At 43.2% G+C, this 24,835-nt stretch carries 22 protein-coding genes and 1 tRNA gene; 5 read left to right on the top strand and 18 right to left on the bottom strand.

Going from position 1 to position 24,835, the window contains the following annotated elements:
- Positions 1 to 65 precede the first annotated feature (65 nt).
- The 7 genes from M595_RS12875 to ftsH2 all read right to left on the bottom strand — a co-directional run bounded on the left by M595_RS12875 (position 66) and on the right by ftsH2 (position 9,368).
- Positions 66 to 647, bottom strand: a complete 582-nt coding sequence (locus M595_RS12875) for a hypothetical protein (RefSeq protein ID WP_023066738.1) — start codon at positions 645 to 647, stop codon at positions 66 to 68.
- A gap of 427 nt (positions 648 to 1,074) precedes the next feature.
- Positions 1,075 to 2,883 (bottom strand): energy transducer TonB, encoded by a 1,809-nt coding sequence (locus M595_RS12880; RefSeq protein WP_023066716.1) that lies wholly within the window; start codon positions 2,881 to 2,883, stop codon positions 1,075 to 1,077.
- A 231-nt stretch (positions 2,884 to 3,114) separates the two neighbouring features.
- On the bottom strand, positions 3,115 to 3,831 hold the full coding sequence (locus M595_RS12885; RefSeq protein ID WP_040484062.1) for a precorrin-2 C(20)-methyltransferase: 717 nt from the start codon (positions 3,829 to 3,831) through the stop codon (positions 3,115 to 3,117).
- A 373-nt stretch (positions 3,832 to 4,204) separates the two neighbouring features.
- Positions 4,205 to 5,143 carry a homoserine kinase gene (thrB, locus tag M595_RS12890; RefSeq protein ID WP_023066687.1) on the bottom strand — a complete coding sequence of 313 codons (939 nt, stop codon included), beginning with the start codon at positions 5,141 to 5,143 and terminating at the stop codon, positions 4,205 to 4,207.
- Between the two features lie 62 nt (positions 5,144 to 5,205).
- The gene (locus M595_RS12895) at positions 5,206 to 5,469 is read right to left on the bottom strand and encodes a DUF7219 family protein (RefSeq protein WP_023066730.1); all 264 of its coding nucleotides are present in this window, start codon (positions 5,467 to 5,469) and stop codon (positions 5,206 to 5,208) included.
- A gap of 567 nt (positions 5,470 to 6,036) precedes the next feature.
- Positions 6,037 to 7,347, bottom strand: coding sequence for an aminopeptidase P N-terminal domain-containing protein (locus tag M595_RS12900; RefSeq protein WP_023066691.1), 1,311 nt, complete (start codon positions 7,345 to 7,347; stop codon positions 6,037 to 6,039).
- A 134-nt stretch (positions 7,348 to 7,481) separates the two neighbouring features.
- Positions 7,482 to 9,368, bottom strand: coding sequence for an ATP-dependent zinc metalloprotease FtsH2 (gene ftsH2, locus M595_RS12905; RefSeq protein WP_040484054.1), 1,887 nt, complete (start codon positions 9,366 to 9,368; stop codon positions 7,482 to 7,484).
- Positions 9,369 to 9,806: 438 nt separating this feature from the next.
- Here ftsH2 and fcmB point away from each other — a divergent pair, with 438 nt between their 5' ends.
- Complete coding sequence (gene fcmB, locus M595_RS12910; protein ID WP_023066694.1) at positions 9,807 to 10,916, top strand: filament morphology actin-like protein FcmB; 1,110 nt, start codon at positions 9,807 to 9,809, stop codon at positions 10,914 to 10,916.
- Between the two features lie 365 nt (positions 10,917 to 11,281).
- Entirely contained in the window at positions 11,282 to 11,842 is a 561-nt protein-coding gene (fcmC, locus tag M595_RS12920; protein WP_023066720.1) for a filament morphology membrane protein FcmC, read from the top strand.
- A gap of 49 nt (positions 11,843 to 11,891) precedes the next feature.
- On the opposite strand, the gene M595_RS12925 is transcribed toward fcmC, so the two are convergent.
- From M595_RS12925 to M595_RS12950, 7 genes are all read right to left on the bottom strand, one after another.
- Positions 11,892 to 13,592: an ABC-F family ATP-binding cassette domain-containing protein gene (locus M595_RS12925; protein ID WP_023066697.1), complete on the bottom strand. Its 1,701-nt coding sequence runs from the start codon at positions 13,590 to 13,592 to the stop codon at positions 11,892 to 11,894.
- A gap of 175 nt (positions 13,593 to 13,767) precedes the next feature.
- Entirely contained in the window at positions 13,768 to 14,160 is a 393-nt protein-coding gene (locus M595_RS12930) for a response regulator (RefSeq protein ID WP_023066683.1), read from the bottom strand.
- A 207-nt stretch (positions 14,161 to 14,367) separates the two neighbouring features.
- Positions 14,368 to 14,898, bottom strand: a complete 531-nt coding sequence (gene ilvN / locus M595_RS12935; RefSeq protein WP_023066701.1) for an acetolactate synthase small subunit — start codon at positions 14,896 to 14,898, stop codon at positions 14,368 to 14,370.
- A 225-nt stretch (positions 14,899 to 15,123) separates the two neighbouring features.
- Positions 15,124 to 16,530, bottom strand: a complete 1,407-nt coding sequence (locus tag M595_RS12940) for a cation:proton antiporter (RefSeq protein ID WP_052001770.1) — start codon at positions 16,528 to 16,530, stop codon at positions 15,124 to 15,126.
- Positions 16,531 to 16,574: 44 nt separating this feature from the next.
- Positions 16,575 to 17,387 (bottom strand): carbon-nitrogen hydrolase family protein, encoded by an 813-nt coding sequence (locus M595_RS12945; protein WP_040484056.1) that lies wholly within the window; start codon positions 17,385 to 17,387, stop codon positions 16,575 to 16,577.
- A gap of 242 nt (positions 17,388 to 17,629) precedes the next feature.
- Complete coding sequence (gene psaJ / locus M595_RS29265) at positions 17,630 to 17,755, bottom strand: photosystem I reaction center subunit IX (RefSeq protein WP_023066706.1); 126 nt, start codon at positions 17,753 to 17,755, stop codon at positions 17,630 to 17,632.
- 64 nt (positions 17,756 to 17,819) lie between these two features.
- On the bottom strand, positions 17,820 to 18,311 hold the full coding sequence (locus tag M595_RS12950) for a photosystem I reaction center subunit III (protein WP_023066721.1): 492 nt from the start codon (positions 18,309 to 18,311) through the stop codon (positions 17,820 to 17,822).
- A gap of 266 nt (positions 18,312 to 18,577) precedes the next feature.
- Here M595_RS12950 and tsaD point away from each other — a divergent pair, with 266 nt between their 5' ends.
- Positions 18,578 to 19,636, top strand: a complete 1,059-nt coding sequence (gene tsaD, locus M595_RS12955) for a tRNA (adenosine(37)-N6)-threonylcarbamoyltransferase complex transferase subunit TsaD (protein WP_023066708.1) — start codon at positions 18,578 to 18,580, stop codon at positions 19,634 to 19,636.
- Here the strand turns inward: tsaD and M595_RS12960 are convergent.
- From M595_RS12960 to M595_RS12975, 4 genes are all read right to left on the bottom strand, one after another.
- Positions 19,617 to 20,594, bottom strand: coding sequence for a class I SAM-dependent methyltransferase (locus tag M595_RS12960; RefSeq protein WP_023066717.1), 978 nt, complete (start codon positions 20,592 to 20,594; stop codon positions 19,617 to 19,619). The genes tsaD and M595_RS12960 overlap by 20 nt on opposite strands.
- A 394-nt stretch (positions 20,595 to 20,988) precedes the next feature.
- Positions 20,989 to 21,879, bottom strand: a complete 891-nt coding sequence (locus M595_RS12965; RefSeq protein ID WP_023066743.1) for a calcium-binding protein — start codon at positions 21,877 to 21,879, stop codon at positions 20,989 to 20,991.
- A gap of 107 nt (positions 21,880 to 21,986) precedes the next feature.
- Positions 21,987 to 22,889: an alpha/beta fold hydrolase gene (locus tag M595_RS12970; protein ID WP_040484057.1), complete on the bottom strand. Its 903-nt coding sequence runs from the start codon at positions 22,887 to 22,889 to the stop codon at positions 21,987 to 21,989.
- 98 nt (positions 22,890 to 22,987) lie between these two features.
- The gene (locus M595_RS12975) at positions 22,988 to 23,713 is read right to left on the bottom strand and encodes a hypothetical protein (RefSeq protein WP_009786374.1); all 726 of its coding nucleotides are present in this window, start codon (positions 23,711 to 23,713) and stop codon (positions 22,988 to 22,990) included.
- Positions 23,714 to 23,786: 73 nt separating this feature from the next.
- On the opposite strand from M595_RS12975, the gene M595_RS12980 reads away from it, so the two are divergent.
- Both M595_RS12980 and M595_RS12985 read left to right on the top strand, forming a co-directional pair.
- Positions 23,787 to 24,335 (top strand): GNAT family N-acetyltransferase, encoded by a 549-nt coding sequence (locus M595_RS12980; protein WP_023066723.1) that lies wholly within the window; start codon positions 23,787 to 23,789, stop codon positions 24,333 to 24,335.
- A 238-nt stretch (positions 24,336 to 24,573) separates the two neighbouring features.
- Positions 24,574 to 24,647: transfer RNA gene (locus M595_RS12985), tRNA-Pro, on the top strand.
- Positions 24,648 to 24,835: the final 188 nt, after the last annotated feature.

Genomic DNA, 24,835 nt, shown 5'->3' on the forward strand with positions numbered 1-24,835 from the left:
TTGATGCCTGTTAAAACGACAAATTTACTTGTACAATTATCGCGAAAAATCTCAACTCTATTGAGTTAACGTGAAAGTGCAGATCTGATGACTAACCAGAAAAGAACACCAACTCCAACGGCAACCGCAGCAGGCGCACTGGCGATCGCAGCTACCGCACCTGCCGCAATTCCAGCCGTTGCACCTGCTAAATCTCGATGTTCTTTTGCTTGTTCAATTGGAGATAAAATCTCTGGTTTTGGATGTTCTTTTGTTTGTTGAGTTGGATCTTTTTTTACGCTTTTAGATGTATCTGTAGTTTGTTGTGAATCCCAAGCCGTGTTCGGTTTACCTGAAATGATATTTCGATCTTTTTGATTTCCACGATCAATAGGTGGAGTACATTCTTTTGCGGTTTGATTAGACCAATTAACAAGAGGATGACAGGAGTGTTGTACCTCGATTGTATGCCATGTTAAGATGGGAGTCCATAGAATCAAACAGGCAAGTAATATCGTTGAAAATCGATAACGAATCCAGCGGCTTTGATTGGATTTAGAGGCTTGGCTTGAGTCTGATTCTAATAGAATTTCCGTGTTTTTTTCGGAAATACTTATCGGATGAAGCTCTGAGAATGGCTCAGAAGTAACTTGAAAATGCTGTAGCATATGAGAAGAATTTTTTAGGGTTTATTCTTCTCTCATTATCAGCTTATATTGGATAAAATTGCATCAGTATTAACACTGAACTTTTGATCAAATTATTTTGACTGATAAAATTGGCGGATGACCCATCCAGTTCTAGGCTGAATGTCCCACTACCAAAGGATGATGAGGGGTTAATCGCCGGATGTTTTTTCGTCTACACTTACGAGTTCTGAAACCCATAAATATCAACTTTTTTTGTATTAAATTTAGTTGTTGAATTGTTTCCCTGATGAACCGGGAGAGAGAGGGTTTTAATGTGGAGTTTTACTAAATTTTGTTCTTATCCGTGTTTTTACGGATCACTTCTAGCTGATAGCTTTTAGGTTAAGACTAACAGAGTATAGGGGCGCAAACCACAGCGCCCTCAAAGCTAATTCATTACTTCTTATTACTCAGCCGGAGTCATGTTTTCTGCGGGGTTTGCTAAAGGTTCCTCAAACTCGCTTGGCATTGCTTCTGTTGGAAGTTCTGGGGGTTGAGTAACTTCCGGTTCCATCTCTAAAGGAGGTTCGACAACAGCATCCGGTTGAGTAACTTCCGGTTCCATCTCTAAAGGAGGTTCACCAACAGCATCCGGTTGAGTAACTTCCGGTTCCATCTCTAAAGGAGGTTCACCAACAGCATCCGGTTGAGTAACTTCCGGTTCCATCTCTAAAGGAGGTTCACCAACAGCATCCGGTTGAGTAACTTCCGGTTCCATCTCTAAAGGAGGTTCGACAACAGCATCCGGTTGAGTAACTTCCGGTTCCATCTCTAAAGGAGGTTCGACAACAGCATCCGGTTGAGTAACTTCCGGTTCCATCTCTAAAGGAGGTTCGACAACAGAATTTTCCGCAGCATCTTCAGGCTCAGTAGTTGCCCCCGGAGGAGTAGAATTATTTTGTGCGGGTTGAGAATTTCCCGGTGTAACTGGGGGTGGTACTTCTTCGGGAGAACTCACATTGCCACAGTTTTCGCTATTAAAGTTAAAAGCATATTGATAAGCTGTCGGAGTTCCTCCACCAGAAGCCTGAGTTGTCACAAACTCCTGCACCGTTTGAAGTGCTTTATTATCCAAAATACCAGATCCCGTATCCAACAACAGTTCTGGCCCTGCTAAAATTTGACCCCCCGAACCGACAACCACTCCCACTAACGCTCGCCCACTTAACTGTTGTTGGCAAGCTTCAGACGGATACACATCAGAAATAGAAACAACCTGAGATCCTTGGACATCGGGATAACTCTGCTGAATTCCCAAAACCCAATTTACATAAAGACTTGCCCCTTGTATACTCGCCCTTTCTTGGTTAGAAACCTGTCCTTGAGGTTGTTCTTGGGGTTGTTGCTGAAACACTGGCTCGTTACCCTGAGAATTAGCCGCAACATCACTATTTTCTTCTTGTTCTAAGCCTTCTTCTAAATTAGCGAGAATTGAGCCTCTAAATTCTTCAGGAGGGGTTTGAGAAGGGGTTTCTTGATCAATATCTGCACTCGCCAAATCATCGGTAGGCCCTTTTTGCGGAAAACGAGGCGGTTCGCTTCCCGGTTCATCATCAGAATTGGTATTGGGGTTAAAAATACCCGACTGACCCAAAGGATCAGGCCCTTCGGAGAAAACAATCTCTCCTCGCTGTAGCTGTTCATAAAACTCTCTAGCGCGATCTAATTCCTCAGAATTTTTATCGGGGAAGGTATTCTGATCAGGGATAGAAGGCGCTGGGGGTGGAGTGTAGGTGGGAATATTGGTAGAAGGGGGTAACGTTCCAAACGAGTAGTTATCTGGATAACTTGGATAGCTCTCTGGATAAGACGGTAAACCGCTTCCTCTACTTCCGACTGAAGGATTAACCGGAATTGTGAACAACTCTTGCTGAGGCGTTGTAAACGTCGGAGAAGAAGGAGGAGGAGGACTAGAAGGAAATGCCGGAACAGTAGGCCCACCGCCTAGAATTGAGGAGAGAGACGGGGGTGGTGTGATCGGACTCAAAGAAAATTTCGGCGGAGGAGGCGGATAGATCCCTCCAACTTGATCAGCAGATAATTCCACTAATTCCACACTGGGAGGAAGTTGAGCGCTTGGGGTAAATAATGGAATATTCTCAATATTAACTGCAAATAAGGCATGAATTCCCACCGAAGCGATCGCCGCTATAGTAGCAGGTTGACGGAGTGATGATGCCAATCCAGATTGGATAAAGGGTGTAGAAGAATCCATAATATTGATTTTAGAGGTTAAAAATCGGCTTGCATCTATATGAAGTACAGGGAGAAGATTAATCACCGCCCCCAGATGTGAACCGAGTTTGGGTTGCCTACTCTTATCTTCTGTTATGTTATAGCAAGCTTGAGTCAAATCATCAGGCGAAAATCTCTTGGACTCCACTTCGAGAACGCTACAACTCTCCTCACCCTAACCTGTTCCTCTCAAGCTGCTCTAGTCTTTTCTCTAAGATGTCCCCTGCACAATCATTAACGAAAAATAAGATAATTGCAAGTGGGGGCGATCGCTTAATCCCGCATAAATTTTCTGTTGAGGGAGCGTCGCCCATTCTACCACGTAGGCATTATCTAACAAATCTTGCTGTTTTAAGACCTGCCAAACTTGCTCATACACCGAACTCACTTTCATCAACACCACAACATCCGCCTGTTCCAGAGTCGTTTCTAACGCCGTCATCGTGTACAACGCAGGTAACACGACTAAACGTTGATCTCGCACGGTTAGCGGAAGTCCAAGACTGGAAACCGCCGCCAACGGAGAACAAACTCCGGGTATTGTCTCCACTTTCACTCCAGGACGTAATTGTACTAAAGTTTGTGCCAAGTAAGTAAACGTACTATAAAAACTAACATCTCCCTCACAAGCAAAGACCACATCCTGTCCGGCTTTGAGATATTCCCAAACTTCTTGGGCGGCGAGTTGCCAAGCTTCGGTTAATATATTCTCGTCTTGGACATAGGGAAACTTTAACGATAATTGAATTTGCTCAGAATTTAGCCACGGTGAAATAATATTCTCAGCAATGCCTGATTTTCCTCGAACTCCTGCCGGAAACGCCACAACTGGGGCGGTTTTGAGGATATTTAATCCTTTAAGTGTGATCAGTTCGGGATCTCCAGGCCCAACACTAACACCATATAAAATACCAGATGAATGATTCACAACCAATAACTAATTTTTCCTCTATTGTAGGTGGGTTTAACTAGGGTGAATCCCAATTTGATAACCAGGAATTTGATCAATTTTTTCTTGGGTTTCATCGCCTTAACCTAACCTACTTTCTCATCCCCCTATAAAATACTGAAAGTTAACGCAATCATCTATGACGATACCTATTTTTAAGACTGATCAATTTGGGATTTTTTTGGGGTTGAGAGGGTTGACAAATTTGGCGAAATTCAAGTATTATTAATTTATAATGGAAATATGTCTTAAAATTTTATTTTTTTGAATATCCCATTATTAAACTTCCCCATAATTTTATCAAAAAGCCTCCGATAAATCAACCCCTTTTCCAATACTGAAATCAAACGCCTCAACTCTCCTCAACAACACGCGCCCCCTGAGTATCAATTTTTAGCGATCGCACTTCTACTTTAACCCCAAATTGATGCCATGCTTCTGCCATTGCTAAGGCCACATCCGGCGCCGAAGTTGCAGGACTCAGCGCTAACAGAGTAGGCCCAGCCCCACTAATAACAAGTTGATAAGCCCCTGCATTAATTGCTGCTGTATGCACTGCTTCATAGCCGATAATCAATGATTGACGATAGGGTTGATGTATTCTATCTTGCATCGCGACTTGTAGCCATTTTCCCTCTCCCGTTTCCAAGCCTCGCACTAACAAGCCAAAATGGGCTGTGTTAAAAATCGCATCTGTTCGACTATACTCAGTGGGTAAAACTTGACGGGCTTCCGCCGTAGACAGTTCAAAGTTAGGGATGGCAACAATCGGAATAATACTAGAATGCCACGGAATTTCGCAGATTTCCCAACGGTTTTCTGAGGCGACGGAGAGTTGACAGTTTCCCAACAACGCCGGAACCACATTATCGGGATGTCCTTCCATCTCAATGGCCAAGTTCATCACTTCGGTTTGACTCAGGGGATAACCTGCAAAGGCGTTAGCCCCCACTAACCCACCCACAATAGCTGTCGCTGAACTTCCCAACCCTCTAGCGAGAGGAAACCCTAAATTAATCTCAAGTTGAATGGGTGGTGGAGATTGACCTAAATGCTGATAAAGTGTAATAAAGGCTTGATAGGCGAGATTTGTTTGATCGGTGGATAGGCGATCGGCATCGACGCCTTGAACGGTGATGATCACAGAGTTAGAAACCTCTGTTGTTTGGGGTGATTCCCACTCCGAGATCTTCAACCGATTATACAAGGTTAACGCAGCACCAATACAGTCAAAACCCGGCCCTAAGTTGGCAGTTGTCGCCGGAACAGTAACGATAACGGACTTAGACATTCTTCGTTTTCAGACCCACAAAAATCAGCATTCAATTCATGCCGTAGGCTGATGATATCAGATTAAGGGTTAGGACTCTCGGAGTTTTGATCGGAATCGCCTTCACCGATGTGGAGATTCTTTTTAGAAGATTTAAGCTGTTTCCACAGTTCTTTGATCCGATGATAAGCTTCGTCTGGTGTAATTTTACCATTCGTTTCTAAGCCACAAATATAGTTGACCTTCTGAGCAAACTCTTGGATATTGGCATTGAAGACTAAGTGTTCGGGTGAGAACTCTCCCCGATAGCGGCTTTTAGGATATAGAAATTTATCACGTTCGTTCATATCGTTCTCCCGATGGTTACAGCTTTACTAACTTCAAACAAAGATAAAGATAACTAGGCTTTTTTTATTCAAAAATGGAAAAATTTTTAAGTTTGGTTTTAATTAATAATCAAATAATTGCTTTTAAGGTTTGATCCTGTAATCTTACCTTAATTTAAGATTTTAACTTTTACCCTTGACTATACCATAGCTTTTAGATCTGTCAATTTTCTTCTCCTTTATCTAATTTAACATTGAGCAGAAATACTGTCTTCAAGGCAGCTTTTAATCTCTACTTAACTGAAGAACAACCAAAGAACATCTTTTCAACGGTTGTGGTGTAGTTGTCTAGTCATTCGGTTCTCTCCAGAGATTAAATGATTCAGATGGGTTGAGGTTTATAGATCTATGATTTCTATCTCTAGACCTATTTCTTAAGGATGAACTGAAAGAGAGAGCGGGATTTTATTTTTATAAAAAAATAAGATTTTTAAATTGATAAAGTGAGATCAGGAGAGGAGAGTGTTGATTGGGTAAAAACGACTTTTAATTAACAAAAACTCTCCCTATCTTCCTAATCTTTCTCTTTTAACTTTCCATCTCCTCAACAGACTTCGGTACACCCGCAGTTAAGACATCGTAACCCTGCGACGTTACTAACACATCATCCTCAATTCTCACCCCAATTCCTCGCCAACGTTGATCCACTTCAGGCTGTCCTTCTACGGGTTTTATTTCCGGTGAAATATAAATTCCAGGTTCAACCGTTAACACCTGTCCCGGTTGTAATTCTTGCGGGTTTTCTCCCCACTGATAAACCCCCACATCATGCACATCCAACCCCAACCAATGACCTGTTCTGTGCATATAAAAAGGCTTGTATTTTTCTTCTTTAATAATCTCCTCAATATCTCCCGTTAATAGTCCTAAATCCATCAAACATTCAACAATCACCCGCACCGCTGCATCGTGAACTTGTTTGTAAGGATTACCGGGTTTAACTTGTTCAATCGCTGCTAATTGAGCCTTCAAAACAATCTCATAAATCGTTTTTTGTTCAGAAGTAAACTTCCCACTCACTGGAAAAGTTCGGGTAATATCAGCGTTATAATATTGATAGGAACATCCTGCATCAATTAATAATAAATCTCCATCCTGAAGCTGTCGATTATTTTCAATATAATGCAAAATACAAGCATTCACCCCAGAAGCCACAATCGAAGGATAAGCAGGTGTTCCACCATTCAAACCAAAAAGATGTTCCATTTCCGCTTGAATTTCATATTCATACCGTCCAGCTTGGGCAAAACTACGAGCGTGATTATGGGCTTTAACAGAAATATTAGCTGCTTTTCGCATCAATTCTAATTCCGTTTCACTCTTAATTAAACGCATCGGATGTAGAATCGTCCCCGCATCTTGTAAAGCAATTGGGCCAGTTCCACTTTTGGGGTAAACACGCATTAATCTTTTCCAATGTTTAAGGACTTTATTATTAAAAGCTTCATCGTGTCCTAAACGGTAAAAAATGCGATCTGATGTTTTTAAATATTGGGGTAACTTTTCATCAAGTTCAGCGATAGAATAAGCCTCATCCGCCCCATAAACTTCTTTAGCTTTTTCTACGCCTGTGCGATATCCCGTCCAAGTTTCCTTTTCAGAGTCTTTCGGCTGTACAAATAGCACGAATTTATGTTCATCGTGATGGGGTGCAAGTACCGCAACAGCGTTAGGTTCGTTAAAGCCTGTAATATAGAAAAAATCGCTATCTTGACGAAAATTATATTCAACATCGTTGTGCATAACCGCCATCGGCGCACTTCTGAAAATTGCCGTACCATTACCGATTTTTGCCATCAACTGTTGGCGGCGTTGCTGATATTCTACAGATGTGATCATTGAAGCTATGAGAATTTAAGGTGAGTGTTGTTTAACTTTAGTTTAATACTAATTTATAGAACATGGAAAACGAATGACTAAAAAAAGGCACGGTATGAACCGCACCTTGAGTTGAATTAATTTTTCAAAGAAACTTACATGACAGGAACAAAGCGTTCTTTTTCAGGAACTTCTGTGTACTCTGCCACAATTTGACGGAATTCATCACCATCAATGGTTTCTTTCTCAATCAACAAATCAACCAAACGGTCAATCACCACACGATTCTCGCGGATAATTTGACAAGCTTGCTGATGACAATGATCAGCGATCGTTTTAATTTGGCTATCAATGCGAGAAGCAATCCGATTAGAATAGTCGGTGCGAGTGGCAAAATCACGGCCTAAGAACACCTCACCTTGCTGAGACTCTAGCGACAACGGCCCTAAATCCGACATTCCGTAACGAGTCACCATCTGCCGAGCCATTCCAGCAACCTGTTGTAAGTCACCTCCTGCGCCTGTTGTCACTTCTGCATCGCCAAAAATGACTTCTTCTGCGGCTCGACCCCCTAAGGCACCTGTAATCCGGGCGAGAATTTGCGCTCGTGAAATTAAACCTTGTTCCTCATCCGGGATAAACCAGGTTAAACCGCGAGCTTGGCCCCGAGGAATCAAAGTTACCTTTTGAACCGGATCGTGATGTTTGATCAAAGTTCCAACGATCGCATGACCGACTTCGTGATAAGCGATCAAGCGCTTACTTTTACCATCAATTAACGGAGTTCCCTCCATTCCCGCAACCACCCGATCCACCGCATCATCGATTTCTGACATGGTGATCGCTTCTTTACGGCGACGAGCAGTGAGGATAGCGGCTTCATTGAGAAGGTTAGCCAGATCCGCCCCGGTAAAGCCTGGAGTCCGACGAGCAATTGTTTCTAAAGAAATATCTTCAGCCAGTTTTTTATTGCGGGCGTGAACATCTAAGATTTCCAGACGACCTTTGACATCAGGAGCATCTACAGAAACCTGTCGGTCAAAACGTCCAGGACGTAGTAAAGCCGAGTCGAGGACATCAGGACGGTTGGTTGCAGCAATGATGATAATTCCAGTATTGCCTTCAAACCCATCCATTTCTGTCAGTAACTGGTTGAGGGTTTGTTCGCGTTCGTCGTTTCCGCCCCCAATACCTGCACCCCGTTGACGGCCAACAGCATCAATTTCATCAATAAAGATGATACAAGGAGCGGTTTCCTTTGCTTTTTTAAATAAGTCACGTACCCGAGAAGCACCGACTCCGACAAACATTTCTACAAATTCTGAACCGGAAATACTAAAGAAAGGAACTCCTGCTTCTCCGGCGATCGCTTTAGCTAAGAGAGTTTTCCCGGTTCCGGGAGGGCCGACTAATAACACCCCTTTAGGGATGCGGGCACCAACTGCGGTAAACCGTTCGGGTTTTTTGAGGAAAGTAACAACTTCTTGGAGTTCTTCTTTGGCTTCTTCAACTCCAGCAACATCATCAAACAGGACTCCGGTTTTGGCTTCCATTTGGAACCGGGCTTTGGACTTTCCAAAGTTCATCGCTTGACCGGGGCCACCGGGAACGTTGTTAGAGCGGCGGAACAGGAAGAATAAACCTGCAATTAATAAAATCGGGAAAATCAGATTGCCTAGCAATCCCCAAATCGCCCCATCATTGCGAGGAGGATGGGTATCGAAGCTAATTTGGGCATCTCGCAGACGAGAGATGAGTTCAGGTGTGTTGTTGGGTAAGTCCACCCGCAACCGTTGTACGCGGTTATCAAGTTGGGGATCGACCGCCTCAACGATCGCTGTGCGACCCCCATCATAGAGGTCAACGCTGGTGACACGGCCCGCATTTAAGTAGTCTAAGAAGCGACCATAACTCATGCGGGTGCTAGCGGTGTTATTGCTCATATCAGTAGCAGAAGGGCTAAATGCTCCCTGCCAAAGGAAAAACCCGATCACTAACGCTGGTAATGTCCAAAGTAGTATCGTTCTCCATGTTGTTTTCATAAACTCAGTTGCCTCTGATCTTGTAAACCTATTTTGTCAAATAGCAGTGCGGGTGAACTGCTGACTGGATTATTCATAATCTTAATTAAATTTAACGTAATGATCGCGGATCAAGCAACAGTAGCAATTCATCCTTGTGGTAAAGTGACGGGCAAAGGGAACCCACAGAGGGGGAAAAGATGGCGTTTAGTCCCAAGAAAAAATCTAGGGTTGAGGTACGCGATATCCCACAAAATCAATTCGTTGAGGCTCTCAGTTTTCTTTTTGCTAACTTTGGCAAGCTTTGACTGGGTTATGAGTCTACACCAATACCCCCTATTTTCAACGCTTCGATCCGGTTGAACTTTAGATTCTCTGTCTATGTGAAAATGTTAGGGGTGTAAATGGTGTAGAGATCGGGCATTATAATTTTGAGTCTGCTTGAGGTAATTAATTCTAATGCAAAGCAATAAACAGCCAGTCGGACAGCCAGCAATTGGCCCTAACACGATTATGAGCCGACAAACAACGACAACCAGTAGTCGGAGAACGATTCTGAGTGTGGACTTGGGACGAACATCCACCAAAGCTTGCGTCAGTCGCAACCCAAATGAAGTGGTGTTCATTCCTTCTAATGTCGCCCAGCTAACCGTTGAAAAAGCCCGAGGGGGTGGCTTTGAGTCCGAGAATACTGACCCTTTATTGGATCTGTGGCTCGAATACCGGGGAGATGGTTTTGCCATCGGTCAACTTGCGGCGGATTTTGGGGCTAACCTATTTGGTGGAAATGATACAGAAAGTCCCTCAAAAGTCAATGATGCTTTGATCAAGATTTTTGCCTGTGCAGGATATTTTCAGATGAAAGGTGATGTCGATCTCATCTTAGGCTTACCGTTCTATTCGCAAGAACAGTTTGAACGCGAAAAGGAACAGATTATTAGTCTATTGATGGGGCCTCATGTTCTGCTGTTTAGAGCCAACCAAATCACCATTGATATTAAGAGTGTGCGAGTCATGCCGGAGGGCTATGGTAGTTTGATTTGGTGTGAAGCCCAAAAAAGCAAGGAAACTCCTAATTTTGCCGATTTATCTGTGGCGATTGTCGATGTCGGACATCAAACCACAGACTTTTTAACGGTTGATCGTTTCCGGTTTGCCCGTGGGGTTTCCCAGAGCGAAGTGTTTGCCATGAGTAAGTTTTATGAAGAAGTGGCAACGAAAATTGAGGGCGCAGATAGTCAGTCTTTATATTTGTTAGAAGCGGTTCATCGTCCCGCAGGTCAGCGCTTTTATCGTCCTCGGGGTTCAGCAAAACCTGTAAACTTGGATGAAATTGTACCAGAGTTACGGAAAAAATTTGCCCAAGAACTCTCCTCTCGGTTAGTGGAATGGCTCCCCGAACGAGTTACAGATGTGGTTCTCACTGGAGGCGGTGGTGAGTTTTTCTGGGAAGATTTACAACCCCTTCTCAAACAAGCTCAACTCCGAGCGCATTTAGCTCAACCGGCTCGCAAGGCGAATGCTTTAGGACAGTTTGTTTACGGCGAAGCTCAACTGGTTAAACGATAGAGAGTTTTCTTCTGTTCAACCCGCCCGATCTCAACTCCTCAGTTGATCAGTGATTATCTCTGTTTTTCGTCTCTATTCTTTCTGACTTTGAGAACCAGCAGGGCGGGCTGAATACCGAAATAAGGCAAGAATTTTGGTACACTGAAACCAATTGGCTTTGAGTTGATCAAAATTTATCAAGATTGATGACAAAACTTTTGAGTCAAGATATCCCCGCGATCGCACCGAAACGAGGCTATAGGCGATCAAATCGATCAGCAAGGTAAAAGAATGTCTTGATCAAAGGTCAAACAAGTGGGGTGAGTGTTTTCTCTAAATTGGCAGTCTACTGAATCTCTTGCAGGCAGAAACTTTTAATTTTAATTATGTTCCGGGCTAATAAAAAACTAACCCAGTCAGTTACGTTTACAACAGAAGATGCTGCCGATCAAGCTTTATGGGAAGCGATAGAAAAAGAGCTATCTCTGACTAAATATCAGACGTTTAGTAATCTTTGCAAGCAAGCCCTCTGGCAATTTTTATTTGTTTCTGACTCTCCCGCGAAGACTTCAACCCCAGCAGAAACAACAACTTCTTCTTCCTCAATCTCTCCGACTCCCAATCATTCTCACAAACTAGAAGAACAAGTCAGTGAACTGCAAAAGCAGCTTTCCCATTTAGAACAGAAAATGTTAACGGAGGAAGGAAACCGTTTTGAACGCCTCCAACGTCAACTCACTCAGATGACTCAACAACTGGCTCAGTTACAAGTGGCAATTACACTACAACCGAGTTCACCGACTCCTCAACCTGCCTCTCAAATCACTTCTTCCTCTTCATTTCCAGAACCTGTTGCTGAACCTGTCGAACCCGAAACCCAAGCCACTCCTGAGCAAGAATCCGATCCCGTATTACAGCGTTTAAGTTCGCTGGTTGATGATTTTTAGACAAGATCGGACACTTTATATGAGTCACAACAGGGTTGCAAAGTCAAACTTACTTACGTTTAGCTCCGGCTTTCTTTTTCGCTGCTTTCGCTGCTTTTTTCGCTGCTTTTTCGGCGGCAATTTTTGCTAATCGTTCTTGCTCTTTCTCCTCTTCTATTTTATCCAAATAGTAGTGATAATCACCCAAATAAGTCCGAAACTCACCGTCGCGAATTTCTACAATTTTGTTGGCGGCTTTGGAGATAAAATAACGGTCGTGAGAAACAATAATCACCGTTCCGTCATAGCTTTGTAGAGCTTCCTCTAGCATCTCCTTCGCTGGAATATCTAAGTGATTGGTCGGTTCGTCCAAAATGAGTAAGTTAACAGGTTGTAGGAGCATTTTAGCGAGTGCTAGTCGCGCTTTTTCTCCTCCACTCAAAGCCCCAACTTTCTTCGCGACGGTTTCTCCACTAAACAAGAAACGACCTAAAAGTGTCCGCACTTCTTCGTTTTTCCAGTCGGGAACTTCATCATGGATTGTGTCTAGAACCGTTTTATCTAAGTCTAAAGCTTCCGCTTGATTTTGCTCAAAATAACCCGGAATAACGTTATGTTTCCCTAAGCTAACTTTCCCTTCACTGGATTGCTCTAATCCCATAATAAAGCGCAAAAGGGTTGATTTTCCACAACCATTCGGCCCTAAAAAGGCAATGCGATCGCCTCGTTCTATCGATAAATCTGCTCCTAAAAACAGAATCTTATCATCATACATATGAACGAGATCTTTAATCTCAACGACACTTTGACCACTACGCGGTGCCGGAGGAAATTTAAACTTTAATGTTTTTAAAGAGGCAGTCGGTGCTTCAACTCGTTCGATCTTATCGAGTTGTTTTTCACGACTTTTTGCTTGGGTACTGCGAGTCGCACTGGCTCGAAATTTATCGACAAAAGCCTGCTGTTTCTCAAGTTCTTTTTGTTGACGTTCATAGGTACTCAGTTGGGCAATTTGTGCCTCAGCTTTTTGTTCGAGATACGCGCTGTAGTTCCCTAAATAAACCGTAGAAACACCCCGTTCAGTTTCCACAATTTGCGTACAAAGACGATCCAAAAATTCTCGGTCATGGGAAACAATCACCATCGGAGTTGTTAACCCCTTTAGATAGGTTTCTAACCACTCAATCGTTTGTAAGTCGAGGTGGTTTGTCGGTTCATCGAGGAGCAATAAATCAGGATTTTGCAGGAGGATTTTTCCTAAACTCATTCGCATTTGCCAACCGCCACTAAAGGCACTCACCAGGCGATCGCCATCTTCGGAATCAAACCCCATCTCCGGTAAAATCTTCTCAATTTGTGCTTCTAAAGCATAGCCATGAATGCCTTCAAATTGACGTTGGAAGCGATCTAACTTGGTAATTAGGGAATCAAGTTCTTCGGGACTGGCAGTTTCCATATCCCGTTGTACCTGAGCCAGCGACTCTTGAATAGTATTGGCTTCGGTAAAAACAGTCCAAAATTCTTCGCGAACCGTGCGAGTGGGATCGACTTCAAATTCTTGAGTCAAATAAGACATATTGAGACTTGCAGGACGAATGATTTGTCCAGATGTCGGCTCTATTTCACCTGCAATAATTTTGAGTTGAGTGGTCTTTCCTGCTCCGTTGACACCCACCAACCCAGTTCGCTCTCCAGGCTTGACTTCCCAATTTATATCTTTGAGAATAACGCCAGTGGGGTAAATTTTACTAATATGTTCGAGTCGCAGCATCAGGTATTTTCCAAGACAGCAAGGTAAGGGTGCAGAGAATTTAGCCCGCAGATCAGGGCATCATACATTCTTTGATCCAATCAATCTTAACAAAAATTAACCCCCTATTACAGTGACCAGTGAACAGTGACTCTGGATGAATGATCAACTCTCAATCTTGCCTGTCCCCGGTTCCCTATTCCCGATTGTCTCTTTTCGGTAAACTGGCTTGATAGACCTCTGCGGCTTGTTGAACAATTGTTTTCAGGTCTTCAGGGTTCCAAGGTTTAGTGACACATTTATAAATTTGAGCCGCACTGATCGTGTCTGGGTCATCTTCTAGAGTATCCTCAGAGTAACCTGTTAACAGAATCCGAATCGTATTGGGGAAGCGATCGCTAATTTTGCTCAAAAATTCAACCCCTGTCATTTCTGGCATACTTTGATCAGAAATAATAATCGCCATTTCTCCTTCCGTGTCTAGAATTTCCAGAGCGGTGGCTGGACTAATTGCCAAAAAAACCGGAAAATGACGGCGAAACGTTCTATAGATCAGATCGAGGTTCGCCTGCTCATCATCAACTACCATGAGCTTAAGTTTGGATTTAGGCATCTCTAGATTAAGAAGCGCACTCTTGAGCGTTTAGTTGCTGGCTGACTTCAGGTACAGGTTTTGCTCGACTTGATCACAAAGAAAAGCACGAAAGCGCAACCTGTACTTAATTATCGATTCGTCTTCTAACCTATCATATATTTCTCGTCCCATCTGCATCGGCTAGAGCCAACCTAACAGAACTTATAGACGGCTAGTTTCCATCGGCTGACTTTTGAGAAACTCAGTATTAACACCCGACTCACGAGTCAAAGCAACCTTCCCAGTGCGAGCAATTTCACGAATCCCAAACCGACTCAGCACTTGAATAATAGCAACCATTTTTCCCGGATCTCCGACCACTTCAACCGTCAGGGTGCTTTCCCCAATATCCACCACACGCGCTCGGAAAATATGAGCCAGTTCAATAATTTCTGAACGCATCGCACTCCCATTACAGTTAATCTTGAGCAGCATCAACTCCCGTTCCACAGAGGGAACTTCAGTAATATCCTGGACTTTGAGGACATTAATCAATTTGTAGAGTTGTTTGGTAATCTGCTCAATAATGCGGTCATCTCCCGAAACAATCATCGTAATCCGGGAAATGCCACTTTGTTCAGCAGGCCCTACCGCCAGACTTTCAATATTAAAACCCCGACGTGCAAATAAACCCGCAATACGAGTTAGAACACCTGCTTCGTCTTCCACTAAAACAGAAAGAGTATGTTTCATCTCAAAACTTGAGCTTGATCAAAGTCAAAAATTTGCATCTCTCGATTTTATCGGAAACCTTTGACCACTTTTTACAGTTATCAGTTTACAGGGAACGGTAGCTCTGGGAACAGCAGCTCTAGGAACAGTTTTTTCAAGTTGGAAGATCAGGGAGAGGGATAATTGATCAATTATCCCTACAGAAACGGTTGACGATCTCCTGATCTCCGGAATGGTTTTGAGCGACTAGCTAGAAGTTTCGGGTTCGGCAACTTCCTCTGTTTTCATCACCACTCGCAACAGAGGCGGCGCGACAAAGGTTGTCAAAATCACCATTAAAATAATCGCCACATCCAAAGCCGGTGAAAGCGCCCCACTATCAGAACCGACGGCGGCAAAGACGAGTCCAACTTCACCCCGAGGAATCATTCCCACCCCAATTGCCAAACGATTCACTTGAGGGATGCCAAAAACGCTCCAACCTGAAACAACTTTCCCAATCATGGCTACCACAATCAGAAATGAGGCAATAATTAATCCTTCTCGATTTTCGGGGATAGCAGGATTGAGAACACTCAAATCGGTTTTGGTTCCCACAGTGACAAAGAAAACCGGAACAATCACACCCGCAATCGGTATAATCAGATCCTCTAAATGTTGGTCTTCAATGTCCGTCTCATCAAGAACTAAACCTGCCGCAAACGCCCCTAAAATTGCTTCGAGGTTAATCGCTGCCGCAATATAAGAGAGAACAAGTGCGAGCGTTAAAGCCGGAATCACCACTCGACCCCGAGTTTTGAACTGTTTAGCCAGGGCAACAAAGCTGTTGTTGAAAAAGCGGCCCAGGAGAATCGCACCGACAAGAAAAACACTTGCACTGATAATCAGGTAGACGGTATTGAGAACATCAATTTCTCCGGTTTTGGCTAAACTCGCGACAACAGCCAAAACAATAATCCCCAAAATATCATCCATCACGGCCGCACCCAGAATAATCTGACCCTCTGTAGAGGAGAGTTGACCGATTTCTGTGAGGACTCGTGATGTGATCCCAATGCTAGTTGCGGTTAAAGCAGCACCTGCAAAAATCGCTGCAACCGTTGGGGTATGGAAAATCAAAATTAAGCCTGCGGTACCTGCAACAAAGGGAACGGTCACTCCAACGACCGCCACCAGTAGAGACTGGATACCGACTTCTAGCAGTTGTCTGATGTTGGACTCTAATCCAATTTCAAACAACAAGACAATTACCCCTAATTCAGCGAGAACAGAAAGGACTTCACTGGTCGCTTCATAGGTGGTTTGAGCAGCATTAGGTTCTAATCCTGTTGTCGCTTGTAAAATGCTCATAATCAGGGAGCTGGTATAATCCCCATTTTCGGGAAACACAACCAGATGCAGTGCCGAGACACCGATCACGACACCCCCAACCAATTCACCCAACACAGGGGGAAACCCTAACCAGTTGAAAAATTCTCCGCCCGCTTTACTGGCGATGAAAATTGCAACTAAACTTAGCAACACTCCGCACAAAATGATCACGGATTCAGGTTCAGCAGAAGCTTCTTCTGTGGCTGTTGCCAGCAAGGGGAAAGTATCAGATAAATGGAAAAAAACAGGGGAAGAACTCACCCCGGCAACAAGATCAATCATCTATTCCGCAGAACTCATCGTGTCTAGTCTAACGGAATGTTGTCCTACAAAAATACTCGATGTTTGAGACTGGGCATTTGCACCCGGACTTGTTCGAGGCGAGTCGGTTGAATTTCAGCAATGGCGACACCGGGTTGATCTCCCACCTCGTCTAAAATTACACCCCAAGGATCAATAATCATCGCATGACCGTGAGTGTAGCGCCGACCATAGTGATTTCCGGTTTGGGCAGGTGCAACGACATAACAGCTATTTTCAATCGCTCTGGCTTTCAGCAACACTTCCCAATGATCTTTTCCGGTATAAGCGGTAAAAGCCGCCGGAACAAACAGAACCTCGGCGCCTTGACTGGATAAATGGCGATACAGTTCGGGAAATCTGACATCATAGCAAACCGATAAGCCTAAATTGCCGAGTTCCTCGGACTTGTAAACTGAGGGTAACTGTTGACCTGCCATGACGGTAAAGGATTCTTGGTAGTTGTTCCCATCGGGCAGATTTACATCGAATAAATGCACTTTCTGATACCGAGCCAATTCATTCCCACTCGGATCAATCAGTAAGGCTGTATTATACACTTTGCCGATGTCGCTCGGAACTGGAAATCCTCCCCCGAGTAGCGTTACCTGAAAGCGTTGGGCTGTGGTCTGAAGAAATTTTTCGGTTTGTGCTGCAATTTCACTAGCTTGAGCTAATTTTTCGGCTTCTTTGCCCATAAATGAAAAATTCTCCGGTAAGCAGACTAGCTCTGCCCCTCGACGCACGGCTAAATCAATTAACTCTAGCGCCTCGGCTAAATTTTTTTCTAGCTCGGGCAAACTTGTCATTTGAATTGCAGCAACAAGATAGGATCTCATAGAGCCAAAGACGATTTAGGGACAGTAGCTAAAGGTTGTTAATCACTCTCACTGTTACCGAAAAATCAAATAACGGGAGATTTTGATTTGCTGATTGAATGATTCAGGGGGACTTGGGATTGACCGTTAAAAATAGGAGTTCATCCCATTGACACAGACAGACAAGACTTTAATCAGAGCGCTTTGAAGTTAACACTTCCATGCCAAGAGCCCCCCTGAATTGTTCTAAATGCTATTACCGTTTATAGCGGATGAAACAGAAGATCGGGGAAGAAACGATTGAATTCAATTAAGATTCCCGCTGTAATCACAAACCAAACTGTTGCTAAGACGGGTGCAGTGGAGAGATATTTGAGAAAATACTGCATGAGATGAGATCTCCTTTAAACTTTATTGACACAGAACACAATGGGTTAATCGGCTCTAACCCCACTAGCGGGGTGAAACTGTAATTTCGTTATCTTTGGCAAACATTTCGCCAGAGGTGGCTTCTTTCAGTGCTGCTAAAGGCCAGATAAAGCCGCCTAACATCAATTTAACGGCTACCGGAACGTCGATAATAATCTCTTTTTCGGTCGCATTTTTACCTTGTTTGGCCGCATATTGCAGGTAAGCCCGACCTACCCAGCCAATCCATCCGGCAATATACAGGAACAAAATGCTGGGAATCAAGAATTCACCGGCGTGAGCGAGGCTACCATCTACGATTAAGTGAGGAAGACCATCTTCTCCACATAATGCTTGAGAATATCGCTCAAATCGTGCTTTGGCGAGATCTGGGCTAGGACTATTCGCCACAGAAATTTTCGCCCGTTGCTGAAATGCTGCTGATTGAGAACAAGGGGTTAAGTTGTAAGCGGATGCACTGGGAACAAAACTGATCCACAGACCGAGAGCTAAGACTACAGCCAACAATCGTCGCATAGAAAGGTTTCCTTTTGTTACAAAACAATAAGTTTTATGTACAATTGTTTCAGACCGCTCGTTAAGAAGCTATCTGAATTCTTCCGAGCATTGGACAAGACATCCGACAGTGAAACACTCCCGTTGACCCATCTGAGTCGGTTTTTCGGGGGTTTCTTTTTACTGAGGTTATTTTAGGATATCCCCGAAGTTAGGGTGTACCCTAGATAATTATGATGAAGCTACTGATCGTAGCTCCGATCGTTTCATAAAGAATTTATCAGTCAATGGCGACAGTTTTAGCAATTGAAACAAGTTGTGACGAAACCGGGGTCGCAATTGTAAAAAATCGTAAAGTTTGCAGCAATGTTGTCGCATCTCAAATTGCCGTTCATCAACCCTATGGCGGTGTTGTCCCCGAAATTGCTTCCCGATATCATCTCGAAGCGATTAATATTCTGATTGACCAGGCTTTGGAAGAAGCTAGCCTCACCTGGACGGAAATTGATGCTATTGCTGCGACCTGCGCCCCTGGGCTGGTGGGTGCTTTGTTAATTGGGATTACAGCCGCAAAAACCCTCGCAATTGTACACCAAAAGCCCTTTTTAGGCGTTCATCACCTCGAAGGTCACATTTATGCCACCTATCTCACTCAAACGGACTTACAACCGCCTTTTTTGTGTTTGTTGGTGTCTGGAGGTCATACCAGTTTAATTCGAGTCCAAGACTGCGGAATTTACGAAACTCTCGGTCAAACCCGAGATGATGCTGCTGGGGAAGCGTTTGATAAAGTGGCCCGGTTACTCAATTTAGGCTATCCCGGTGGCCCGATTATTGATAAATTGGCAACTGAGGGAAATCCTGAAGCTTTTACACTCCCCGAAGGTAAAATTTCTCAACCGAATGGGGGTTATCATCCCTATGACTCTAGTTTTAGCGGCTTGAAAACCGCAGTGTTGCGCCTCGTTCAAAAGCTAGAATCCTCTCAAGAATTACCCGTTAACGATATTGCGGCTAGTTTTCAGCAAACGGTTGTCAATAGTTTAACTAAACGAGCGATCGCCTGTGCGTTAGATTATGGACTGAGTACGATTGCAATAGGTGGAGGGGTTGCAGCAAATAGTTGTTTACGCCAACATCTCCAAGAAGCCGCTAGTCCGCATAACATCAAAGTGTTGTTTCCCCCCTTAAAATATTGTACCGATAACGCCGCCATGATTGCCTGTGCAGCCTGCGATCATCTCAATCGAGGTCATTCTTCATCTTTAACGTTAGGAGCGGCTTCTCGCCTCAAAATTGAGGATCTCATGGGGTTGTATCAAGGCATTAATCTGGAAGACAACTGATGACCGATACAGAATCATACTTGCGGGATGCAGAGGCTAGTGCAGAAGATGCCAACATCATCCACCTCGTGCTAGCACAGGATTTTATCGGTAAAGATTCTTGCCCATTACGCAGGGAAAAGAATTCATATGCTTGTTGCTCTATTTTTATATTTTCTGGAATAAATTGTCGGCAATATCCTCGAAATTGCGTGGAAAGGACTTGAAATCCTGCTTTTTCAATACAAGAAGCTAGGCTATTTTCTGTGAAAAAGTGAAGGTGACTCAGAACCCCTAAATGACTCCATGAAGCACCTGTCCATCGAGCACCAATACAATCATTATTCGGGACTTCACAGATAAATATACCTTTGGGTTTCAGGGCTTTTTTTATGTTCGCTAAGGCTGAGATTGGATCAAGGCAATGTTCTAGAACGTGTGTCATTACGATTCCATCAAAGAATTGCTCTTGAAAATGCTTGGACAAATCTTCTGCAATACCCTGTTTTACTTGCAGACCTTTTGACACAGCCACAGTCTTTGCTTCAGCATCGGGTTCAAGTCCATAAACCTGATAGCCGAGTTTCTGACAGGTTGAAAGTAAACGTCCGGAACCACATCCAATATCACAGATAGTGCCTTGATGAGGTATATATTTTTCGAGCAGAGAAGCCGTTATTTCTGTTCCTTGATCTAATTTCCAGGCAATATGAACCAGTAATTTCTCCAAAAATGTTCTCGGCTTTTGGTTATCTTTTTTTTGGAATTGATCTGAATGGGTGTAGTAATCGTCAATCTTGTAGAAATCTTCAACCTCTTCATACTGAGTGGGAAGAGGATGTAGAGTACCATACTGACAAGTTTCACACCAATAGAGTTGATAATCTGTTTCTTCGCTGGGCTTTCTGCGATCTCCCGGAACAGAGAGCCACTTCCGTAAAGGAGTGTTATCTAGGGGACAGAGTAATTCTTGAGTCATAGTATCCTTGATTCAAAACTGACAGAATAGTTGGAAACTTTAGTAGATACATAGCCTGTCTTTGATTGTTTATTGGAACACGTAAATTAGCTAATCTAGGCTCACTCAATCATTAGAAATTTTAAATTGCTTCTCATACTAAAAAGAGATGATGAGCAACCCATTCCGCTCTCACTCTATCAATATCTAAATTATTTGTCTATCTATTTTTGATAAGTTAACTAAACTTTTTTTAACTTAAGTTAACCCCGGAAATCCTTTCTTTTTGCAACTCTATTTTATGACTTAAGTAGTCAAAAAAATCAATGTCACTATATGGACATTTGTAAATAAACCTCAGATTCAACGTGTTTTGAAGAAAAAGGACGCAAAACACCCGAATGAGAATTGCTTGCTAGATAAAACTATTCCAAAGGCTATTAGCAGAAATATTGCTGACAAAACCTAATGCTGTATTTGAGCTATTGTTAACAATGAGAGTGCCGGGATTACCGAGCAAATTAGCAGGAACTAAGTTTAGGTTTATAGGACTTAATCCTTCATTTAAACCGATCTGGTCAACTCCAACTTGAAAATCGGTAATAATATCAGCTTGAGTAAAATCAGCCGTTGCTGCTGAGTTGGAGAGAATAAAGACATCAGAATTCAAACCCCCAGTTAGAATATCTTGACCTCGATCTCCACTTAAAATATCATTGCCTATCCCTCCATTTAAGAAGTCATTCCCTTGACCTCCAAATAAAGTGTCATTTTCACTATCTCCGTTGAGCCTATCATTGCCTAAACCTCCACTAAGATAATCGTTTCCACCGCCACCATTTAAAGTATCATTTTCAGGAGTTCCGACTAAAATATCGTGACTTTGGTAGGAGTTTAAACTATTGTTTAAATTGTTTAATTCAATATTTTCTAACTCAGTTGCGTTAAAGTTATTGTTATTTCCTCCATATTGAAAGAAAGGATAAGTGCTGAACGTTACCTCACCTGGAGAAGTGATTTCTCCGGTAATTGGATTAATTTCAAAGGGTTCAAAATCTGAAATCCCAACGGCTTCTGAATTCCGAGTCACAGGTGCAACTGGACGCAGTGTTAACCCACCTTCGGGTGCAATTAATGGAATATTCCCAACTTCTTCAAACTCAAAAAATACGTCTTCTCCCGCAAGCGGAAAGTTTGGTACAATCGGAGGAACAACGATGCTATTAACGACGGTCTCGCGATCAGGTGGATTAATCCCACCAAAGTTAATTAAACCTGCTCCTCCATCACTGAGAAAAAATACCATAAGTGTTTGTATAGGTTGAGGACTTAAGGTTTAACTGTACTCAACTTTTCTGAAATTGTGTGTATGGTAATTATCAATTATTGAAGTTTACAAGAATAGATAATTTATCAACTATCTTGTCTTTCTGGGGGTGACGGATCACGATTGACTGTTTCGCCCTGTTGTTGGAGAAGGGTTAAAATATGAATTGCCATCACTTCGGTTTGTTCAACCATTGCCATATGTCCGCAGTCAGGAATATCGATAACGTTACCGTCTCCCTGTTTAAACATCCAGTGAAAACTCGCCAGATATCGGACATATTGGGGTTCCATGACTTGATCTTCCGTCCCTGCTAAAAAATAAACCGGTTGTTTGAGACGAGCAACAATTTGGGGGAGACGATGTACTTCAGCTTCTGTCGTTGAGTCTAACAAAGCCCCTAAAGCCGCTTCAGGCGAAGCAACAACAAAATCAATCACTCGTTGACGTCCCCACTGACGTGCAATTGGACGAGCCACTTGAGTTCGGGAAAAAACCCTATCAAGTAAGGGAACAATCGTCAACCATCGGGGACGAAACTTAACAATTTGTTTTCCAGCCGAACGAAATTTCTCGAATTCTTCTTTGAGATAAATTCCGCCTCCGGCGTTAACACAGATTACACCTTTGACTTGTTGGGGAAGTTGGTCAGCCGCGAGTAATGCTATTGTTCCCCCCAGAGAATGCCCTACAAGCCAAGCTTGCTCAATATTTAGATGTTTGAGTAATAAAGCCAAATCGGCGGCGTAGGAGGCCGGAGAATAGCTCAAAGACCCCTCAACTGAAGCAGGAGACAGTTGAGAATCTCCAAATCCCCGTAGGTCATAAGACAAACAGGGGTAATAGGGTTGCACCTGTTCGATTAGCGGTAGCCAATAGCGACGGCTCAACAACCAGCCGTGGATAAAAACAATTACAGAACTCTGTTTAGGGGTTGATGGGGTCAATTCGTAAGTGTGTTTGACACCCTGAATCTCAATAGTTGTCATACCTTCATTCTACCCCAGAACAGTCTTTACAGGCAAAAGGCAAGCTAGCAATAGGCAAGCTAGCAATTTACAGTTATCGTTGTTTCCTGTTCACTGTTTTAAAAGCGTTCTCCCATGAGTCGCTGACGCATTCCTTCGGCAATTTTTTGGCCAAGATAGTCAGGAATTAAACTTTCATTGGGGCCAAGTAGATAAAGAATTAAACGAGTTCGACCCCGCCAGACGAGCAGGTTTGCGTTGACCACCAACAAATCTTCTTGCCAAATGGCGTACATGACCTTGTAAAATAAACCAGGCTGGTTATCGGCTTCAATTAATAAAGCGGGGAGGTGAAACACTGGATCTACATAAAATTCGGTGGCTACATCTTCTAGACCTGCATCTAAATTGAATTCTACCGCGAGCATCTCCTCAACTTCAAAATGTCCAGCGAGAGCTTCTTGAACAGCTCGACAGACATTATCAGCAGTCTTCTCAGTTAGTGCTTTACCCCCTCGGGAAACGACTAACTTGATAAAGACCAACATGGGAGGATAAATTTGTCCATATAAACTCAGATTATGGATTGTTAAACCGTAAGCCGCCAAAACACCAAAAATATCGCTCAGAAGAAAAGACTGATTGCGGTAGGCAAAGTGTAAGGCACTTCGACTTCCCTCGGGTTTGATTTCAATGACTGCCTGTCTCGTTTTGTAAATTTGATAGGCAAGTTTGAGATTTTGCAGTTGAATCTCACTACTGACAAATTGCTCATAAAACTGTGGGAACGCCCGATTGAAGCGTTTGAGCAGTTCTAATGTTGATGATTTTAAGCCCAAAGCCATAATTGAGGAGAAGGTACGGGAGATATACTATCTAGTACGGTCATTCAACGTCTACTACCTTAACCACACCTGCATGGGTTTCTGGAAAAACTTGTTTAGCGGTATGAATTCCACCTCGAGTTCCTCGACAGCAGATTACGAGGTTCATAACAACGGGGACAGCGATGCTGCACCCCAGGCAGTTCGCACATCGACTAATAGTAATGGTCGCATTTTTTTTAGTACAGATCGTGATATAGATCTTTATGAACTAGAAGAACTTTGCAGTGCGGTGGGTTGGTCTCGTCGCCCTTTACGAAAAGTCAAAAAGGCTATCCAATATAGCTTTTTGGTGGTTTCGATGTGGCAACTCCAAGGCAAAAAACGACGGCTGATTGGGTTTGCTAGAGCAACGTCTGACCATGCTTTTAATGCAACCCTCTGGGATGTAGTCGTTCATCCAGATTTCCAAAATCGAGGTATGGGTAAAGCTCTGATGAAGTTTATTATTAAAAAGCTCCGTAGCGACGATATCAGCAATATTACTCTGTTTGCTGACCCCCATGTTATAGATTTTTATCGAAATCTGGGTTTTATCCCTGACCCCGAAGGGATTAAAGGGATGTTCTGGTACCCAGATTAACTCCTAATGACTTTACTTGCCAGGTATTAGGAGTGGGGAGACAATGAACAGCGACGTGTGCGGGAATGTCTGTTGCCCAGAGGAGGATACCCCTGCCTTAAAAGCGGGACTAACTCCTAACCCCCAAGACCAATCACTTTTGCTTCCTATCTCGTTAAATTTTGAGTGAGGTGTAAATTTTGCTATTTTTAACTGACTTAGTGTAAACTATATAGGTGTACACTAAAAGTACAGTTTACGGGATGTAGCGCAGCTTGGTAGCGCGCCTGCTTTGGGAGCAGGATGTCGCAGGTTCAAATCCTGTCATCCCGATTGAGTTATAACACTTGCTAACACTAGGTTTGACGGTAATGACTCAAACAACAAAACGATAAACTTACCTAAAATCTACCTAAATCAAGCATATTTCACACTCATATCAACTGACCATCAACTCTGTTATATTGATTCACTAATCAACCATCACAACGCAGTCATTCTGTCAAACCCTCACTTTTACC

Origin of the sequence: Lyngbya aestuarii BL J, from assembly GCF_000478195.2 — a bacterium.
In the GTDB taxonomy this organism is placed as follows: Bacteria; Cyanobacteriota; Cyanobacteriia; order Cyanobacteriales; family Microcoleaceae; genus Capilliphycus; species Capilliphycus aestuarii.

Bases quoted from the DNA above. Each gene is read 5' to 3' on its own strand.
- M595_RS12875 (WP_023066738.1), bottom strand. From the start codon at position 647: ATGCTACAGCATTTTCAAGTTACTTCTGAGCCATTCTCAGAGCTTCAT.
- M595_RS12880 (WP_023066716.1), bottom strand. From the start codon at position 2,883: ATGGATTCTTCTACACCCTTTATCCAATCTGGATTGGCATCATCACTC.
- thrB (WP_023066687.1), bottom strand. From the start codon at position 5,143: ATGTCTAAGTCCGTTATCGTTACTGTTCCGGCGACAACTGCCAACTTA.
- M595_RS12895 (WP_023066730.1), bottom strand. From the start codon at position 5,469: ATGAACGAACGTGATAAATTTCTATATCCTAAAAGCCGCTATCGGGGA.
- M595_RS12900 (WP_023066691.1), bottom strand. From the start codon at position 7,347: ATGATCACATCTGTAGAATATCAGCAACGCCGCCAACAGTTGATGGCA.
- ftsH2 (WP_040484054.1), bottom strand. From the start codon at position 9,368: ATGAAAACAACATGGAGAACGATACTACTTTGGACATTACCAGCGTTA.
- fcmB (WP_023066694.1), top strand. From the start codon at position 9,807: ATGCAAAGCAATAAACAGCCAGTCGGACAGCCAGCAATTGGCCCTAAC.
- fcmC (WP_023066720.1), top strand. From the start codon at position 11,282: ATGTTCCGGGCTAATAAAAAACTAACCCAGTCAGTTACGTTTACAACA.
- M595_RS12925 (WP_023066697.1), bottom strand. From the start codon at position 13,592: ATGCTGCGACTCGAACATATTAGTAAAATTTACCCCACTGGCGTTATT.
- M595_RS12930 (WP_023066683.1), bottom strand. From the start codon at position 14,160: ATGGTAGTTGATGATGAGCAGGCGAACCTCGATCTGATCTATAGAACG.
- ilvN (WP_023066701.1), bottom strand. From the start codon at position 14,898: ATGAAACATACTCTTTCTGTTTTAGTGGAAGACGAAGCAGGTGTTCTA.
- M595_RS12940 (WP_052001770.1), bottom strand. From the start codon at position 16,530: ATGATTGATCTTGTTGCCGGGGTGAGTTCTTCCCCTGTTTTTTTCCAT.
- M595_RS12945 (WP_040484056.1), bottom strand. From the start codon at position 17,387: ATGAGATCCTATCTTGTTGCTGCAATTCAAATGACAAGTTTGCCCGAG.
- psaJ (WP_023066706.1), bottom strand. From the start codon at position 17,755: ATGCAGTATTTTCTCAAATATCTCTCCACTGCACCCGTCTTAGCAACA.
- M595_RS12950 (WP_023066721.1), bottom strand. From the start codon at position 18,311: ATGCGACGATTGTTGGCTGTAGTCTTAGCTCTCGGTCTGTGGATCAGT.
- tsaD (WP_023066708.1), top strand. From the start codon at position 18,578: ATGGCGACAGTTTTAGCAATTGAAACAAGTTGTGACGAAACCGGGGTC.
- M595_RS12960 (WP_023066717.1), bottom strand. From the start codon at position 20,594: ATGACTCAAGAATTACTCTGTCCCCTAGATAACACTCCTTTACGGAAG.
- M595_RS12965 (WP_023066743.1), bottom strand. From the start codon at position 21,879: ATGGTATTTTTTCTCAGTGATGGAGGAGCAGGTTTAATTAACTTTGGT.
- M595_RS12970 (WP_040484057.1), bottom strand. From the start codon at position 22,889: ATGACAACTATTGAGATTCAGGGTGTCAAACACACTTACGAATTGACC.
- M595_RS12975 (WP_009786374.1), bottom strand. From the start codon at position 23,713: ATGGCTTTGGGCTTAAAATCATCAACATTAGAACTGCTCAAACGCTTC.
- M595_RS12980 (WP_023066723.1), top strand. From the start codon at position 23,787: ATGGGTTTCTGGAAAAACTTGTTTAGCGGTATGAATTCCACCTCGAGT.